The organism is Streptomyces sparsogenes (genome assembly GCF_001704635.1).
GTDB classification, from domain to species: Bacteria; Actinomycetota; Actinomycetes; order Streptomycetales; family Streptomycetaceae; genus Streptomyces; species Streptomyces sparsogenes.
In genome coordinates this window covers 15,000-29,515 of sequence record NZ_MAXF01000041.1, presented here as the reverse complement: position 1 = coordinate 29,515, position 14,516 = coordinate 15,000, and the positions used below count along the sequence as shown (strand labels likewise).

The window sequence follows — 14,516 nt, the reverse complement described above, 5'->3', positions numbered from 1 at the left end:
GGCGGTTCGGGACGGCGACAATCTTCCTCAGGTTTTGAGTAACGCCGGAACGGGCATTTGGCCGCCTTTCGGTTGACCGCATGCCGTAATTTGGCCGGATGTTCGATTACTGTTCGGCAACTTCCGGCCCCGTCACGCAACCGAGACGGCCCCCGAAGCGTCTGCGGCGGCCTCGTCGGCGGCGTCCAGCGTTTCGCGGACTCGAGCCGCGACCACGTGATGCACCGGAAGGGCGAGATGCCCGATTCCCTTGACGGGGACGCTGCGCGCCCGTAGATCCGGATGGTCGATCCGGGCGGTTTCCGCGGGGATCATCAGCTGATCCACATCGCTCCAGAAACTGACGAACCGCGTACGGCAGTCGGGGGCGGGGCGCCGTAATTCCTCGATCACATCGGAATCCGGACACATCTGGCGCACCAGTGGGTGCGCGGCCAGCAGGGGCGCGGTGCGGGTGCCGGAGTGCGGGGTGCCGAGAGTGACCAGCGTGTGCACCCGGGCGTCCCCGCCCAGCCGCTGCACGTAGTAACGGGCGATCAGACCGCCCAGGCTGTGGCCGACGACATCCACCCGGCTGTGGCCGGTGCGCGCGCAGATCTGGCGCACATGGCGATCGAGCAGCGCCGCGGCGGCCCGGATATCGCAGGTCAGCGGCGAGTAGTTGAGCGCCTCCACGTGCCGGCGGCCGTGCCGGCGCAGCGAGCGGCGCAGCAGGACGAACACCGAGCGGTTGTCGATGAAGCCGTGCAGCAGGAGGACCGGGCGGCGGTCCGGACCGTCGGTGGGCAGCGCGGCCACGGTGCCCGGCGCTGCGTCGGCGGGTGCGGCGGGCGATCCGTCGGGCGGGGTGGCGGTCGGCGCGGCGGGCGATTCGCCGGGCGGGCCGGCGGGCGGCGCGGCGGGTGGTGTCGCCGGCGGGCGCTCCTGGAGCAGGCCGGTCGGGTACAGGAGAAGATGCCCGGCGAGGATCGCCAGGTCGAGGACGGTGGCGCGGATCCGTGCGAGGCCCATGGCGGCCGACCTCCCCAACGGCGCACGGAAGGCGCGGCGCTGCCCCGGTGTGCCCTCGCGAACAGCCCTTCCCGGGCTCGTCCGGTACGACCGCTCCGTCGCACCGCGGCGCCAGGCGGCCCTCACTGACGGCGCGGCGCGGTGCGACGGTCCCCGCTGCGGCTCCCCTGATGGCCGGCCCGATGCGTGGGTCCGCCCCGCGGAATTCGAGGCGAATGTGGGTGCGGCCGAGGTGAATGTGTCCCACGTGTGATTTCCCCCTCGCTGCGCGCCGTGAAACCGCTGCGTGCGGGATGCTGGAGATAACGTTCGTTCACGTTCACGTCCCCCGACGGCGGTCGGCGAGATCCGCGCGACGCGCGGCGGGGTGGGATGACGACATGGAGGCTGCGATGGGTGTGACCGGTCCGATCCGCGTGGTGGTGGCCAAGCCTGGGCTCGACGGTCACGACCGCGGGGCGAAGGTCATCGCACGGGCGCTGCGCGACGCGGGCATGGAGGTCATCTACACCGGCCTGCACCAGACGCCTGAGCAGATCGTCGACACCGCGATCCAGGAGGACGCCGACGCGATCGGGCTGTCCATCCTCTCCGGGGCGCACATGACGCTCTTCGCGAAGGTGATAGAGCTGCTGCGGGAGCGCGACGCGGAGGACATCAAGGTGTTCGGCGGCGGCATCATCCCCGAGGCGGACATCCCGCTCCTCAAGGAGCAGGGCGTCGCCGAGATCTTCACCCCGGGCGCCACGACCGTATCGATCGTGGAGTGGGTCAGGGAGAACGTCCGGCCGGTGGCCGCGTAACCGGAGCGGCAGGGCGGGCCCCGGGCCGCCCCGCCGCGGCCGGTCACGGGGCCGGATCCGGGCGGGCCGGGGGGCCGGTCACGGGGTCGGTGCCGGGCGGACCGGTCACGGGGCCGGCGCCGGGCGGGCCGCCGCCGCGGCGGGCGGTTCGAGCTCGCGCCGCATCGCCGCGCGCAGCCGGAGCGTGCCCACCAGCCGCTGGAACGCCTCCGACCAGTAGCCCCCGGCGCCGGGCGAGCCGTCCTCCGGCTCGTCCGATATCGCGGTGAGCACCTCCAGCCGGTCGGCCTGGTCCGGGTCCAGACAGCGCTCGGCCAGCCCCATCACGCCGCTGAAGCTCCACGGGTAGCTGCCCGCGTCGCGGGCGATGTCGAGCGCGTCCACGACGGCCCGGCCCAGCGGCTCGGCCCACGGCACCGCGCACACCCCCAGGAGCCGGAAGGCGTCGGACAGCCCGTGGGCCGCGATGAAGTCCGCGACCCACTGGGCCCGTTCGTCCGGCGGCAGGGCGGACAGCAGCTTCGCCGGATCGCGCCAGGACGGGGCGGCCTGGGCGGCGGCCGGGGCCCCCGCGCCCGCCCCGCCGGCCCCGTCCGCTCCGCCCGGCGCGGCCGAGGCGGTGGGCGGCGCGGCGGGGGGCGCGACGGGCGCGCCCAGCAGGGCGCGGGACCACTCCACGTTCCGCTGGCGCACGGCCGCCCGGCACCACGCCGCCTGAAGGTCCGCCTGCCAGCCGTCGGCCACCGGCAGCGCCACGATCTCGGCCGCGCCCCGCCCGCCGAACCAGCCGCTCCAGCACTCCAGCGGCGTCGCCTCGACCAACTGGCCCAACCACCACGCGCGTTCCCCGCGCCCCGAGGGAGGCTTGGCCACGACACCGTCGCGCTGCATGCCGCTGTCGCACTCGGCCGGCGCCTCGACGGTGATGACCCCGGAGTCGAGCGAGACGCAGGCGCGGGACCGCTCGGCCATACGCGAGGCCAGCGCGGAGCCGGGGAGCGCGGACAGCAACTCGGCGGCCGTGGCCCGGACGTTCCGGCTGCGGTCGGCCAGGGCCTGCTCCAGGAACGGCTCGTCGGAGGGCGAGAGGTCGTCGCGGAGCGAGTCGAGGAACATCAGCCGGTCCTCCGCGCGCTCCGTGGACCAGGTGCTCCCGAGCAGCGCCAGGCCGACCTCCGGATCCCGGTGCCGGACCGCGGCCAGCACGGAGACCCGCTCCGCGAACAGCCCCTCCTCCCACTGCCGCCGCACCCCGGCGGGCACGGCCACCGCAGCCGCGCCGTCCGCCGGATCCCCGGCTTCCGCACCGGCCGGCGCCCCCGCTTCCGTCTCCGCATCCGCATCCGCCGGCGCCTCCGCCGCGCGCCCCGCCCCGCCGGTGCGCAGCGCGAACTTCCACTCCGGGTTCAGCCGGGCGAGCCACAGCGCGCGCGGACCGCCGAGGGCGAGCGCTTCGGGGCGCAGATCGGTGCGGGCGCGGGCCGCGTCCAGGAGGGCCGGGAGGAGGGCGGCGGGTGCTTGGTAGCCGTACTGGTTGGCCATGGTGAGCCACTGCGGGAGCAGCTCGGCGAGGTCGGGCGCGGAGCGCCGGCCGCCGCCGGGGGCGGAGCGGCCGGCGAGCAGCATGGCCAGCCGGCTGCGGGCGGCCGGGGGCAGCGGTGGGCGGGGATCGGCGGGCGCGGGAGAGGGGGCCGGGCGGGCGGCGGCGGGGCGCAGCCCGGCGCGCCGCCGCAGCGTGCTGAGCGCGGCGGCGTCCAGCAGGGCGGCGGGCGGATCCTGGCCGGGGCGCGGGGTGACGGGCGGGGTGCGGCGCTCGGTGCCGAGCAGGGCGGCGGCGACCAGGTCGTCCCAGGACGCGGTGGTGCTCACGGCATGCCTCCGTGGGGTGTCGGTCCGGCGCCGGACGGGCTCTGGAGCGGGACCGGGGCCGGATCCCAGGTGGTGAGGGGGGCGAAGCCGCGATGGCCGCATTCGCCGAAGACCGTGACGGGGCCGCCGCCCGAGACCGCGGTCAGCTGCCACAGGTCCGTACGCCCGGCGCACCGCGGGTCGATCGGCAGGGCGGCGCCCGTCCGGGGGTCCGCCAACTGCCAGCCGTCCTCGCCGCCCGGGATCGGGGTCACCCCCGAGAGCACGACCGGCCAGGCGTCCAGCCAGGGGTCCTCGCGCAGCGCGTCCCCGTAGGCGGCCAGCGCGGCGGGGATGTCGCTCCCCGGGGGCACCGGCGGGGCGGGCCGGGCGGGTGGCGCGGCGGGGTCAGGGGGCGGCGGGTCCGGGTGGCGGGTGCCGAGCGCGGCGCGCAACGGGCGCCCGGCCGGGTAGTAGGTGAGGTCGGCGTCCAGCACGATCCCGACCGGCAGGGCGAGTTCGGGGGTGTGGCCGGCCGCGCCGAAGGAGAGCAGCAGGGCGATGCGCCCGGTGTCCTGGCCGCGGAGCCAGATCCGGCGCGTCGTCAGCCGGCCGTCGCTGTCGTCCTGCCGCCCGAGGACGAGCCAGCGGTCGCGGACGGCGGTGCCGGAGGCCAGCAGCTCGGCCGTGGTCGTGGTGAGGCCGACGCGCGAGCGGGTCGCGGCGGCCAGCGCCTCGGGGAGCCGGTCGAGACGCGCGTAACCCTCGCTCAGCAGGTGCAGCAGCGCGCACTCCTCGAGCAGGCGCCCCGGCCAGCCGGGCCCTGAGGAGGGGATGGCGCCCAGCTCCCGCACCCGCGCCCCCAGGCCGGGCGCCTGGGCGTCGACCATGCGCGCGGCCGTCTCCTCCCACACCGCGTGACCGGAGCGATCGGCGCCGGCCAGGCCGTCGCGGAGCAGGTCCGCCAGGCGCCGCTCCAGCTCGGAGGCGCCCGCCGCGATGCGCTGGGCGCGCCGCTCGGCCCGGCGCCTGGCCGCCTGCGGATCGGCGACGCCGCCCGGCTCCTTCCGCCCGCCCGCGGCGGCCTCGGCTGCCGCGCCGGACGCCTCGCGCGCGGCGCGCTCCCGGCGCCCGGCCAGCCACTCCCCGGCCCACTCGGGCGGCCCCTCGGCCTCCGGGACGCCCCCGCCGCCCGCCCACAGGAGCAGCAGGCCGAGCGCGTGCTTGCAGGGGAACTTCCGGCTGGGGCAGCTGCAGCGGTAGGCGGGCCCGTCGAGATCGACGACCGTCTGGTACGGCTTGCCGCCGCTGCCCGCGCACAGCCCCCACACGCCCCCGCCGTGGGCGCCCGCCCCCGACCAGGGGCCGGGCGTGGCGAGCTTGCTGCCCGCCTTGCGTGAGGCGGCGTCAGGAGCCAGGGCCAGCACCTGCTCCGCCGTCCAGCGTTCCCCCTGCCCATTCATGTCACCGACGGTACGTGCGGCCACTGACAACCGCCCTGGCCTGGGGGTTCGTTGGCATGCGGGGGGATTGTCAGTGGTGTGGTGCAGGGTGGTGAACGGGTCCGGAAACGGACGGAGAGACGAGTCGTGGGGGAGCTGTGACCGTGCCTGTGCCCAGCGCAGACGAGACCGCCGAGACGGCTGAGACCGCCGGGACGGCCGGGGCGGCGGGGACCGCCGGGGCCGCCGAGACCGCCGGCGGCGAGGCCCTGCGTCCGCACGCCGAGGACGCCTTCGCCGACGAGCTCAAGGCGCTCGCCGCGGCCGACGACCGCCCGCGGCCCGCCCGCTGGCGCCTGTCGCCGTGGGCGGTCGCGACGTACCTGCTGGGCGGCACGCTGCCGGACGGCACCGTGATCACCCCCAAGTACGTGGGCCCGCGGCGCATCGTCGAGGTGGCCGTCACCACGCTGGCCACCGACCGCGCCCTACTCCTGCTGGGCGTGCCCGGCACGGCCAAGACCTGGGTCTCCGAGCATCTGGCGGCGGCCATCAGCGGCGACTCGACGCTGCTCGTCCAGGGCACCGCGGGCACGCCCGAGGAGGCCATCCGCTACGGCTGGAACTACGCCCGGCTCCTCGCCCACGGCCCCAGCCGCGAGGCGCTCGTGCCCAGCCCGGTGATGCGGGCGATGGCCGGGGGGATGACCGCGCGCGTGGAGGAGCTGACCCGTATCCCCGCCGACGTCCAGGACACGCTGATCACCGTCCTGTCGGAGAAGACCCTGCCGATCCCCGAGCTGGGGGAGGAGGTCCAGGCGGTCCGCGGCTTCAACCTGATCGCCACGGCCAACGACCGCGACCGGGGGGTCAACGAGCTGTCCAGCGCCCTGCGCCGCCGGTTCAACACGGTCGTGCTGCCGCTGCCCGCGACCGCCGAGGAGGAGGTCGACATCGTGGCGCGCCGGGTGGCCCAGCTCGGCCGCTCGCTGGACCTGCCCGCGGTGCCCGAGGGCGTGGCCGAGATCCGCCGCGTGGTCACGGTGTTCCGCGAGCTGCGGGGCGGGACGACGGAAGACGGGCGCACGAAGCTCAAGTCGCCCTCGGGCACGCTGTCGACGGCGGAGGCGATCTCCGTGGTCACCGGCGGGCTCGCCCTCGCCGCCCACTTCGGCGACGGCGTGCTGCGGGCGGGCGACGTGGCCGCGGGCATTCTCGGCGCGGTGGTCCGGGACCCGGCGGCGGACCGGGTCATCTGGCAGGAGTACCTGGAGACGGTGGTCCGCGAGCGCGACGGCTGGAAGGACTTCTACCGCGCGTGCCGTGAGGTGGGCGCGTGACCGGCGCCGCCCCGGGCCGCGCGGCGCCCCCGCCCGGCGCCCGGCCGGACGCGGCCGGGGCGCCGTGGCCGCTGCTCCTGGGCGTGCGGCACCACGGCCCGGGCTCCGCGCGGGCGGTGCGGGCCGCGCTCGACGCCTGCGGGCCCGACGCCGTGCTCATCGAGGGGCCGCCGGAGGGGGACGCGCTGGTCGGGTTCGCCGCGGAGGAGGGCATGCGGCCCCCCGTCGCCCTGCTCGCCCACGCGGTGGGCGACCCGGGGCAGGCCGCGTTCTGGCCGCTGGCCGAGTTCTCCCCGGAGTGGGTGGCCATCCGGTGGGCCCTGTCCCGCGGCGTCCCCGTGCGCTTCATCGACCTTCCGGCGGCGAACTCCCTGGCGATGGCCGACCGTACGGACGAGCGTACGGACGAGCGCACGTCCGACCGCACGGACGGCCGTACGGACGAGGACCCCCGGCCGGATCCGGCCGGACGGCTGCGCGTGGACCCCCTGGGGATGCTCGCGGAGACCGCCGGATACGACGATCCGGAGCGCTGGTGGGAGGACGTCGTCGAGCACCGCGGCGTCGGCAACGGCGCGCCGGGCGGGCTCGGCGCGCCAGGCGGGATCGGCGCGGCGGCCGACCCGGACGCGGCAGTCGGCTCGGACCTGGCGGGGGCCGTCGCGCCGTTCGCCGCGCTCGGCGAGGCCATGGCAGCCCTCCGCGCCGAGTACGGCCACGGCGGACACGAGCACGACGCCGTGCGCGAGGCGCACATGCGGCTGCGGCTGCGCGAGGCGCGGCGGGAGTTCGGCGACCGGGTCGCCGTCGTGTGCGGGGCCTGGCATGTCCCGGCGCTGGCCGGGCGGACGACCGCGACGGCCGACCGGGGCCTGCTCAAGGGGCTGCCGAAGGTCAGGGCGGAGCTGAGCTGGGTGCCGTGGACCCACCGCCGGCTGGCGCGGCACAGCGGCTACGGCGCGGGCATCGCCTCCCCCGGCTGGTACAGCCATCTCTTCCACGCCGAGGACCGCCCGCTGGAGCGCTGGATGACCAAGGTCGCCGGGCTGCTGCGCGCCGAGGACTTCGCTGTCTCCTCCGCGCATGTCATCGAGGCGGTGCGGCTCGCCGAGACCCTCGCCGCCGTGCGCGGCCGCCCGCTCGCCGGGCTCGCCGAGACCACGGATGCGGTGCGGGCGGTGCTGTGCGAGGGCTCCGACGTGCCGCTCGCGATCGTCCACGACCGGCTGGTCGTCGGAGACGTGCTGGGGGAGGTGCCCGAGGCGGCCCCGGCGGCTCCGCTCCAGCGGGACCTGGCGCGCACCCAGCGTTCGCTGCGGCTCAAACCGGAGGCCCTGGAGCGCGAGTTGGAGCTGGACCTGCGCAAGGAGACCGACGCCGCGCGCAGCCGCCTGCTGCACCGGCTGCGGCTGCTCGGCGTCGACTGGGGGACCCCGGCCGCCTCGCGCGGCAGCACGGGCACGTTCCGGGAGACGTGGCGGCTGCGCTGGGAGCCGGAGCTGTCGGTGCGGGTCGCCGAGGCCGGGGTGTGGGGCACCACCGTGCTGTCGGCCGCCACGGCGAGGGCGGAGGCCAAGGCGGTGGACGCCACCGCGCTCGGTGAGGTCACGGAGCTGGCCGAGCGCTGTCTGCTCGCCGCGCTCCCCGACGCGCTGCCGGTCGTGATGCGCGCGCTCGCCGACCGTGCCGCGCTCGACGCGGACGTGGGCCACCTCGCCCAGGCCCTGCCCGCGCTCGTCCGCTCCGTGCGGTACGGAGACGTGCGCGGCACGGACACCGCCGCCCTGGCCGAGGTCGCGATGGGCCTGGCCGAGCGCGTCCTGGTCGGACTGCCCCCCGCCTGCTTCGGCCTCGACGCGGACGGTGCCGCGGAGATGCGCGGCCACCTCGAAGCCGTGCACCAGGCCGTCGGCCTGCTGGCGGAGATCCGGCCGGGCGGCGCGGAGCGCGGCCCCTCGGCCCCGCCCGACACGGGCGCCTTGGCCGACGCGGAGCGCGCCGAGGCGGGCCTGGGCGGGGCGGATGGGGCGGGCCGGGTGGTCACCGCGGGCGGCGGGGAGCGTGCCGGGGCGGGCCCGGCCGATGCGGGCTGCCCGGATGGCGCGGGCGGCGCGGAGGGAGCGGGCAACGCGGGCGGCTCGGCCGAGGCGGGCGGCGGGGAGCGCGTCGAGGCGGGCTCGGGCGGCGGGGAGCGCGGCGCGGCCGACGCGGGTGACGGGCTGCGGGGGCGCTGGGGCGCCGTGCTGCGGTCGCTTGCCGGAGCCGATGGGGTCTCAGGGCTGATCCGGGGCCGGGCCGCGCGTCTGCTCCTGGACGACGGGCGGCTGGCCGAGGGCGAGGCGGCCCGGCTGATGGGCCTGGTGCTCTCGCCCGGCACCGCGCCGGCCGAAGCGGCCTCCTGGATCGAGGGGTTCGTGGGCGGCGGCGCGGGCGGGGGAATGCTCCTGGTCCACGACGAGCGGCTGCTCGGGCTGCTCGACCGCTGGCTCACGGGCGTCCCGGCGGAGGCGTTCACGGACGTGCTGCCGCTGCTGCGGCGCACCTTCGCGGCGTACGACGCGGGCGTGCGCCGCACGCTGGGCGAGCTGGTCCGCCGCGGACCGGCCCCGGCCGACGGTCCGCGCCCGGCCGGCGGCCCGGCCGCGCCCGGCTTCGGCCCCGGCCTGGACGAGGACCGCGCGGCGGCCGTCGTGCCGGTGGTCCGCCTCCTCCTCGGCCTCGACCACAGCCACGTCGGCCATGACAACCACCACAACCACCACAACCGCGCCTCGGAGGTGGCCGGATGACCGGGGAGACGACCGCGAGCGAGCGGCTGCGCCGCTGGCGGCTGGTGCTCGGCGGGCAGGGCGGCGGCGACGGGACCGGGTGCGCGCTGAGCGGGCAGGACGCCGCGATGGACCGCACGCTCGAGGCGCTCTACGGCGCGGGCGGCGAGAGCGGCCCCGGCGGCCCGGCCGCCGCCGCCCGCGGCGGCTCCGCCGGGAGCGGCCCGCGCTCGGCGGGGCTCGGCGGCTCCGCGCCCCAAGTGGCGCGCTGGCTCGGCGACATCCGGCGGTACTTCCCCACCTCCGTGGTCCAGGTCATGCAGCGGGACGCCATCGACCGGCTGGGCCTGGCCGCGCTGCTCCTGGAGCCCGAGATGCTGGAGGCCGTCGAGGCGGACGTACACCTGGTCGGCACCCTGCTCTCGCTCAACAAGGCGATGCCGGAGACGACCAGGACCACCGCGCGCGCCGTCGTCGCCAAGGTCGTGGCGGACCTGGAGAAGCGCCTGGCCTCCCGCACCCGCGCCACCCTCACCGGCGCCCTCGACCGCTCGGCCAGGACCAGCCGCCCCCGCCACCGCGACATCGACTGGGACCGCACCATCCGGGCGAATCTGAAGCACTACCTCCCCGAGCACCGGACGGTCGTCCCCGAGCGGCTGATCGGATACGGGCGCGCGGCCCGCGGGGCGAAGAAGGACGTCATCCTGTGCATCGACCAGTCGGGATCGATGGCCGCGTCCGTCGTGTACGCGTCCGTCTTCGGCGCCGTGCTGGCCTCGATGCGCTCCCTCACCACCCGGCTCGTCGTCTTCGACACCTCCGTCGTGGACCTGACGGAGGAGCTGGACGATCCGGTGGACGTGCTCTTCGGCACCCAGCTCGGCGGTGGCACGGACATCAACCGCGCCCTCGCCTACTGCCAGTCGCGGATCACCCGCCCCGCCGACACCGTCGTCGTGCTCATCAGCGACCTGTACGAGGGCGGCATACGCCGGGAGATGCTGGGCCGGGTCGCCGCGATGAAGGCGTCCGGCGTGCAGTTCGTCGCGCTGCTCGCGCTGTCCGACGAGGGCGCCCCCGCCTACGACCGCGAGCACGCAGCGGCGCTCGCCGCGCTCGGCGCGCCGGCCTTCGCCTGCACCCCCGATCTCTTCCCGGACGTCATGGCCGCGGCGATAGAAAAGCGCCAACTGCCCATACCGGACAAGGAGCTCCATCGGTAACCGGGGGGTTGCGCCGCCCCCGGTCCGTCGTGCAAGGATCAACCCATCGCCCCGGAAGTGAATCTGACCTTCCGGTTGGTCGATCCGCATCTGCTTCGCCCTGCTCCGTATGCCCGTATGCCCGTACGTCTGGGAAGGCCCCCTCTCTTGTCCGCTGTGTTCGCCATGCCTGCCGCCGTGCGCCTGCCGCGCACCGCGGCCGCGCGGCGGGCGCTGCTGGCGGCGCTGTTCCTCGGGGGTTTCCTGGCGCTCGCGTTCCTCTTCGGGGGCAGCGCGCACGCCGCGGAGCGTACGGACGCGGGCGCGGCCGCCGACCGGGCCGGCGCCTCCGGGCTGCTCGACCCGGGACGGGCCGACGACACCGTGGCCCGGCACACCAAGGACGCGACCGAGGCCGCCCAGGCCACGGACGACGCCGTACGGGAAGCCGTACGGCCGGTCGCGGAGCAGACCCGGCAGCTCACCGAGCCGGTCACCGACCTGCTGGGCCGGACGGGCGACTCCCTGCCCGCCCACCTGCCCGCAGGCGCGCTCGGCGGGGCGGGCGACGACACCGGTCCGAGCGGCTCCGCGCCTGCTCACCACCCGTCCGACAGCCGCCGGGCCAAGGACGACACGGCCTCCGGATCCCCGGCCGCGCACGCCGCCACCCGGATGGGGCCCACGGCCCCGCGATCGGCCGTGACCGCGCCGCGCACTGCCGCCGACCACGACCGGGCCCCGGTCGTACGGGGGGTGCACGGCCCGGTCCAGGGCAAGGGCGCCCCGGCGCCGCTGCCCTTCCCCCTCCCCGGTTCCCCGGTGGGGACCGCCGCCCTGTGCACCGGCGACAGCGGCGCCCCCCGTGGCGGGGACACCCACGCCACCCTCGTGCCGGGCGGCCCGGCGGGCCACTGGCTGCGGCCCGGCGCCGTCCGCGCGGAGGGCTTCGCGCCCACGCGCGAGCGATTCAACGAAGTCCTCGAATTCCCCGGCTAGGGCAGACCTTCACCCCCGTCTGCTGAGACCTGCCGCGCGGGGGCGGGTCAGGTCTGCCCGTCCGACATCCCCCTGAATTCGAAGGACTTCCCCTCATGCGTAGCAACATCCGCCGTTCCATCGTCGTCGCCGCTGCCGCCACCGGTCTCTGGGCCCTCGGCTCCGCCGCCGCCAACGCGGCCGACCTCCCCGAGGCCCCGTCCACCGACAGCGTCACCAGCACCGTCGGCGGCGCGACCAAGACCGCCGGGGACACGCTGCCGACCGACGGCGTGAAGGACGTGACCAACGGCGTGGCCGACACCTCCAAGGTCACCGACGCCGCCGGCCGGACCGTGGACGGCGCCAAGGCCACCGTGGACGGCGTGACCTCGAAGGTCACCGGCGCCGCGAAGGACGCCCTGCCGGGCGTCGACGAGGTGACCGGCCTGGCCGACGGCCTCACCGACGGCGCCACCGGCACGGCCGAGCCGGCGAAGGCCGCCGACAAGGCCACCGAGGCCACCAAGGCCACCAAGGCCAACAAGGTCAAGAAGACGGTCAAGAAGGCGCAGAAGGCCGCCAAGAAGGCCACCGACATCATCGACCTGCCCACCGGCGAGGTGCCCGGCGTCGTGCCGCAGCTCCCCGGCCTCGGCTCGCTGCCCTCCGTGCCCGTCACCCCCGCCGTGCCCGCCCTCCCCGCCGTTCCGGGCGAGCTGCCGGCCACCCCCGAGCTGCCCGCCGCCCCCGGCTCCGTCGACAACCTGCTCGCCGCCCTCTCCGGCGCGGGCGTCCGCCCGGAGGAGCTGGCCGGCAAGGTCCAGCGCACGCTGGGCGACGCCCAGGCGACCGCCGCCGGCGTGGCCCCGGGCGAGCTGCCCCCCACCGGCCACGACGTCCTGGCCAAGGTGACCCCCGTCGCGCAGCAGACCGTCGGTGACGCCGGCACGCTGGCCGACGACGTCTACCTCCAGGTCGCCCCGTACGTCCTGAACGTGGCCGGTGGCGCCAAGGGCGGCGTGGAGTGCGTGGCCGACGACACGGTGCTGCTCGCCCAGGGCCTCACCCTGACGGTCACCACCGACGCGCAGATCACCGTCAGCAACGCCGCCTCGGGCGCGGAGACCCTGGTCCCGGCGCTGCCCGGCGACCTGACGGACGCCGCCAACATCCCGGCGCTGCCGCTGCTGCCGGCCGTCCCCACGGTCCCGGCGGCCGACCTGCCGACCGTCCCGGTCGTGGCCCTGCCGACGGTCCCGGCGGCCGACCTGCCGACCGTCCCGGCGGCCGAGGTCCCGGCGGCTGAGGTCCCGGCGGCTGAGGTCCCGGCCGTCCCGGCCGACCTGTCGACCGTCCCGGCCGAGGTCCCGGCGGTTCCGGCCGAGGTCCCGGCTGTCCCGGCTGACCTGCCCACCGTCCCGGCTGAGGTCCCGGCCGTTCCGGCGGCTGAGGTCCCGGCGGCCGAGGTCCCGGCCGTCCCGGCCGACCTGCCCACCGCCGACGGCATCGACGGCATCGACGGCATCGACGGCGTGGGCGGCATCGACGGCCTCGGCGGGCTGAACGTCTGATGACGCCATCTGCCGGACGCGTACGCGTACGCCGTACGGCACCTGCTTGACCGATCGGGCGGCCCTCGTTGGGGAGGGGGCCGCCCGATCGGCGTTGCCCCTGTCCGCAGCCCGAGCTCGCCCCTCCGAGCAGCGAGGCTGTACAAAGATAGGTGGGTATGGTCGCGATCTGTGACCGTAATCACCGCGCCAGTGTGATCTGCGATTTAGGGACGCAGGTCCCTCGGGGATAACCTGCGAGACGGACATGCCGCGTACCCGGCGCACGTGTGCCGCCCTCGTCAAAGATCGCGTCCTCACGCTGCCACCGCGGCACGCCCGCGCAGACAACGAACCGCGATTTCCAGGAAAAGGGACGGACGCGCGTGGACCTGTTCGAATACCAGGCGAGGGACCTCTTCGCCAAGCACGGTGTACCGGTGCTGGCCGGTGAAGTCATCGACACGCCTGAGGCGGCGCGCGAGGTGACCGAGCGACTCGGCGGCCGCGCGGTCGTCAAGGCGCAGGTCAAGGTCGGTGGCCGTGGCAAGGCCGGTGGTGTGAAGCTGGCCTCCGACGCGGATGACGCGGTCGAGAAGGCCACTCAGATCCTGGGCATGGACATCAAGGGCCACACGGTCCACAAGGTGATGCTCGCCCAGACCGCGGACATCAAGGAGGAGTACTACGTCTCCTTCCTGCTGGACCGGACCAACCGCACCTTCCTCGCCATGGCGTCCGTCGAGGGCGGCGTGGAGATCGAGGTGGTCGCGGAGCAGAACCCCGAGGCGCTCGCCAAGATCCCGGTCGACGCCATCGAGGGCGTGACCAAGGAGAAGGCCGCCGAGATCGTCGCCGCCGCGAAGTTCCCGGCCGAGGTCGCCGACCAGGTCGCCGAGGTCCTGCAGACCCTGTGGAAGGTCTTCATCGAGGAGGACGCCCTTCTCGTCGAGGTCAACCCGCTGGTCAAGACGGGCGACGGCAAGATCATCGCCCTGGACGGCAAGGTCTCCCTGGACGAGAACGCCGCCTTCCGCCAGCCGGAGCACGAGGCGCTCGAGGACAAGGCCGCGGCCAACCCCCTCGAGGCGGCCGCCAAGGCCAAGGGCCTCAACTACGTCAAGCTCGACGGCGAGGTCGGCATCATCGGCAACGGCGCGGGTCTGGTCATGTCGACCCTCGACGTCGTCGCGTACGCCGGTGAGAACCACGGCGGCGTCAAGCCCGCCAACTTCCTCGACATCGGCGGCGGCGCGTCCGCCGAGGTGATGGCCAACGGCCTGGAGATCATCCTCGGCGACCCGGACGTCAAGTCGGTCTTCGTCAATGTCTTCGGTGGCATCACCGCCTGTGACGCCGTGGCCAACGGCATCGTGCAGGCCCTGGAACTGCTGAAGAGCAAGGGCGAAGAGGTCACCAAGCCGCTCGTCGTGCGTCTCGACGGCAACAACGCGGAACTGGGTCGCAAGATCCTGACCGACGCCAACCACCCGCTCGTGCAGCAGGTGGACACCATGGACGGAGCGGCCGAGCGCGCCGCCGAGCTCGCGGCTGCGAAGTAAGGGAAC

At 75.8% G+C, this 14,516-nt stretch carries 10 protein-coding genes; 7 read left to right on the top strand and 3 right to left on the bottom strand.

Annotated elements, in window-relative coordinates; genetic code table 11:
• Positions 1-132 precede the first annotated feature (132 nt).
• Positions 133-1,011 carry a lipase family alpha/beta hydrolase gene (locus BBH68_RS09775; protein WP_065960781.1) on the bottom strand — a complete coding sequence of 293 codons (879 nt, stop codon included), beginning with the start codon at positions 1,009-1,011 and terminating at the stop codon, positions 133-135.
• 392 nt (positions 1,012-1,403) lie between these two features.
• Between BBH68_RS09775 and icmB the strand changes: the two genes are divergently transcribed.
• Positions 1,404-1,814: a coenzyme B12-dependent isobutyryl CoA mutase small subunit gene (icmB, locus tag BBH68_RS09770; protein WP_065960779.1), complete on the top strand. Its 411-nt coding sequence runs from the start codon at positions 1,404-1,406 to the stop codon at positions 1,812-1,814.
• Between the two features lie 105 nt (positions 1,815-1,919).
• Here the strand turns inward: icmB and BBH68_RS09765 are convergent, their stop codons facing one another.
• Both BBH68_RS09765 and BBH68_RS09760 read right to left on the bottom strand, forming a co-directional pair.
• Complete coding sequence (locus BBH68_RS09765; protein WP_425428796.1) at positions 1,920-3,785, bottom strand: DUF5691 domain-containing protein; 1,866 nt, start codon at positions 3,783-3,785, stop codon at positions 1,920-1,922.
• Entirely contained in the window at positions 3,680-5,125 is a 1,446-nt protein-coding gene (locus tag BBH68_RS09760; protein WP_065960912.1) for an SWIM zinc finger family protein, read from the bottom strand. The genes BBH68_RS09765 and BBH68_RS09760 overlap by 106 nt, the downstream gene beginning before the upstream one ends.
• Positions 5,126-5,268: 143 nt before the next feature.
• Here BBH68_RS09760 and BBH68_RS09755 point away from each other — a divergent pair, with 143 nt between their 5' ends.
• From BBH68_RS09755 to sucC, 6 genes are all read left to right on the top strand, one after another.
• Positions 5,269-6,444 (top strand): ATP-binding protein, encoded by a 1,176-nt coding sequence (locus BBH68_RS09755; protein WP_425428795.1) that lies wholly within the window; start codon positions 5,269-5,271, stop codon positions 6,442-6,444.
• The gene (locus BBH68_RS09750; RefSeq protein WP_079150899.1) at positions 6,441-9,233 is read left to right on the top strand and encodes a DUF5682 family protein; all 2,793 of its coding nucleotides are present in this window, start codon (positions 6,441-6,443) and stop codon (positions 9,231-9,233) included. The genes BBH68_RS09755 and BBH68_RS09750 overlap by 4 nt, the downstream gene beginning before the upstream one ends.
• Positions 9,230-10,438, top strand: coding sequence for a VWA domain-containing protein (locus BBH68_RS09745; RefSeq protein ID WP_065960772.1), 1,209 nt, complete (start codon positions 9,230-9,232; stop codon positions 10,436-10,438). Before BBH68_RS09750 ends, BBH68_RS09745 begins: the two co-directional genes overlap by 4 nt.
• A 165-nt stretch (positions 10,439-10,603) precedes the next feature.
• Positions 10,604-11,416: a hypothetical protein gene (locus tag BBH68_RS09740; RefSeq protein ID WP_141712976.1), complete on the top strand. Its 813-nt coding sequence runs from the start codon at positions 10,604-10,606 to the stop codon at positions 11,414-11,416.
• 95 nt (positions 11,417-11,511) lie between these two features.
• A complete protein-coding gene (locus BBH68_RS43995) occupies positions 11,512-12,969 on the top strand; it encodes a hypothetical protein (protein ID WP_065960768.1) in 1,458 nt (485 codons plus the stop codon).
• A 365-nt stretch (positions 12,970-13,334) separates the two neighbouring features.
• Positions 13,335-14,510 (top strand): ADP-forming succinate--CoA ligase subunit beta, encoded by a 1,176-nt coding sequence (gene sucC, locus BBH68_RS09730; protein WP_065960765.1) that lies wholly within the window; start codon positions 13,335-13,337, stop codon positions 14,508-14,510.
• Positions 14,511-14,516 lie beyond the last annotated feature (6 nt).

Excerpts from the sequence above, each read along its gene's own strand:
- icmB (WP_065960779.1), top strand. The coding sequence starts at position 1,404 with ATGGGTGTGACCGGTCCGATCCGCGTGGTGGTGGCCAAGCCTGGGCTC.
- BBH68_RS09765 (WP_425428796.1), bottom strand. The coding sequence starts at position 3,785 with ATGCGGCCATCGCGGCTTCGCCCCCCTCACCACCTGGGATCCGGCCCC.
- BBH68_RS09775 (WP_065960781.1), bottom strand. The coding sequence starts at position 1,011 with ATGGGCCTCGCACGGATCCGCGCCACCGTCCTCGACCTGGCGATCCTC.
- BBH68_RS43995 (WP_065960768.1), top strand. The coding sequence starts at position 11,512 with ATGCGTAGCAACATCCGCCGTTCCATCGTCGTCGCCGCTGCCGCCACC.
- BBH68_RS09745 (WP_065960772.1), top strand. The coding sequence starts at position 9,230 with ATGACCGGGGAGACGACCGCGAGCGAGCGGCTGCGCCGCTGGCGGCTG.
- BBH68_RS09760 (WP_065960912.1), bottom strand. The coding sequence starts at position 5,125 with ATGAATGGGCAGGGGGAACGCTGGACGGCGGAGCAGGTGCTGGCCCTG.
- BBH68_RS09740 (WP_141712976.1), top strand. The coding sequence starts at position 10,604 with ATGCCTGCCGCCGTGCGCCTGCCGCGCACCGCGGCCGCGCGGCGGGCG.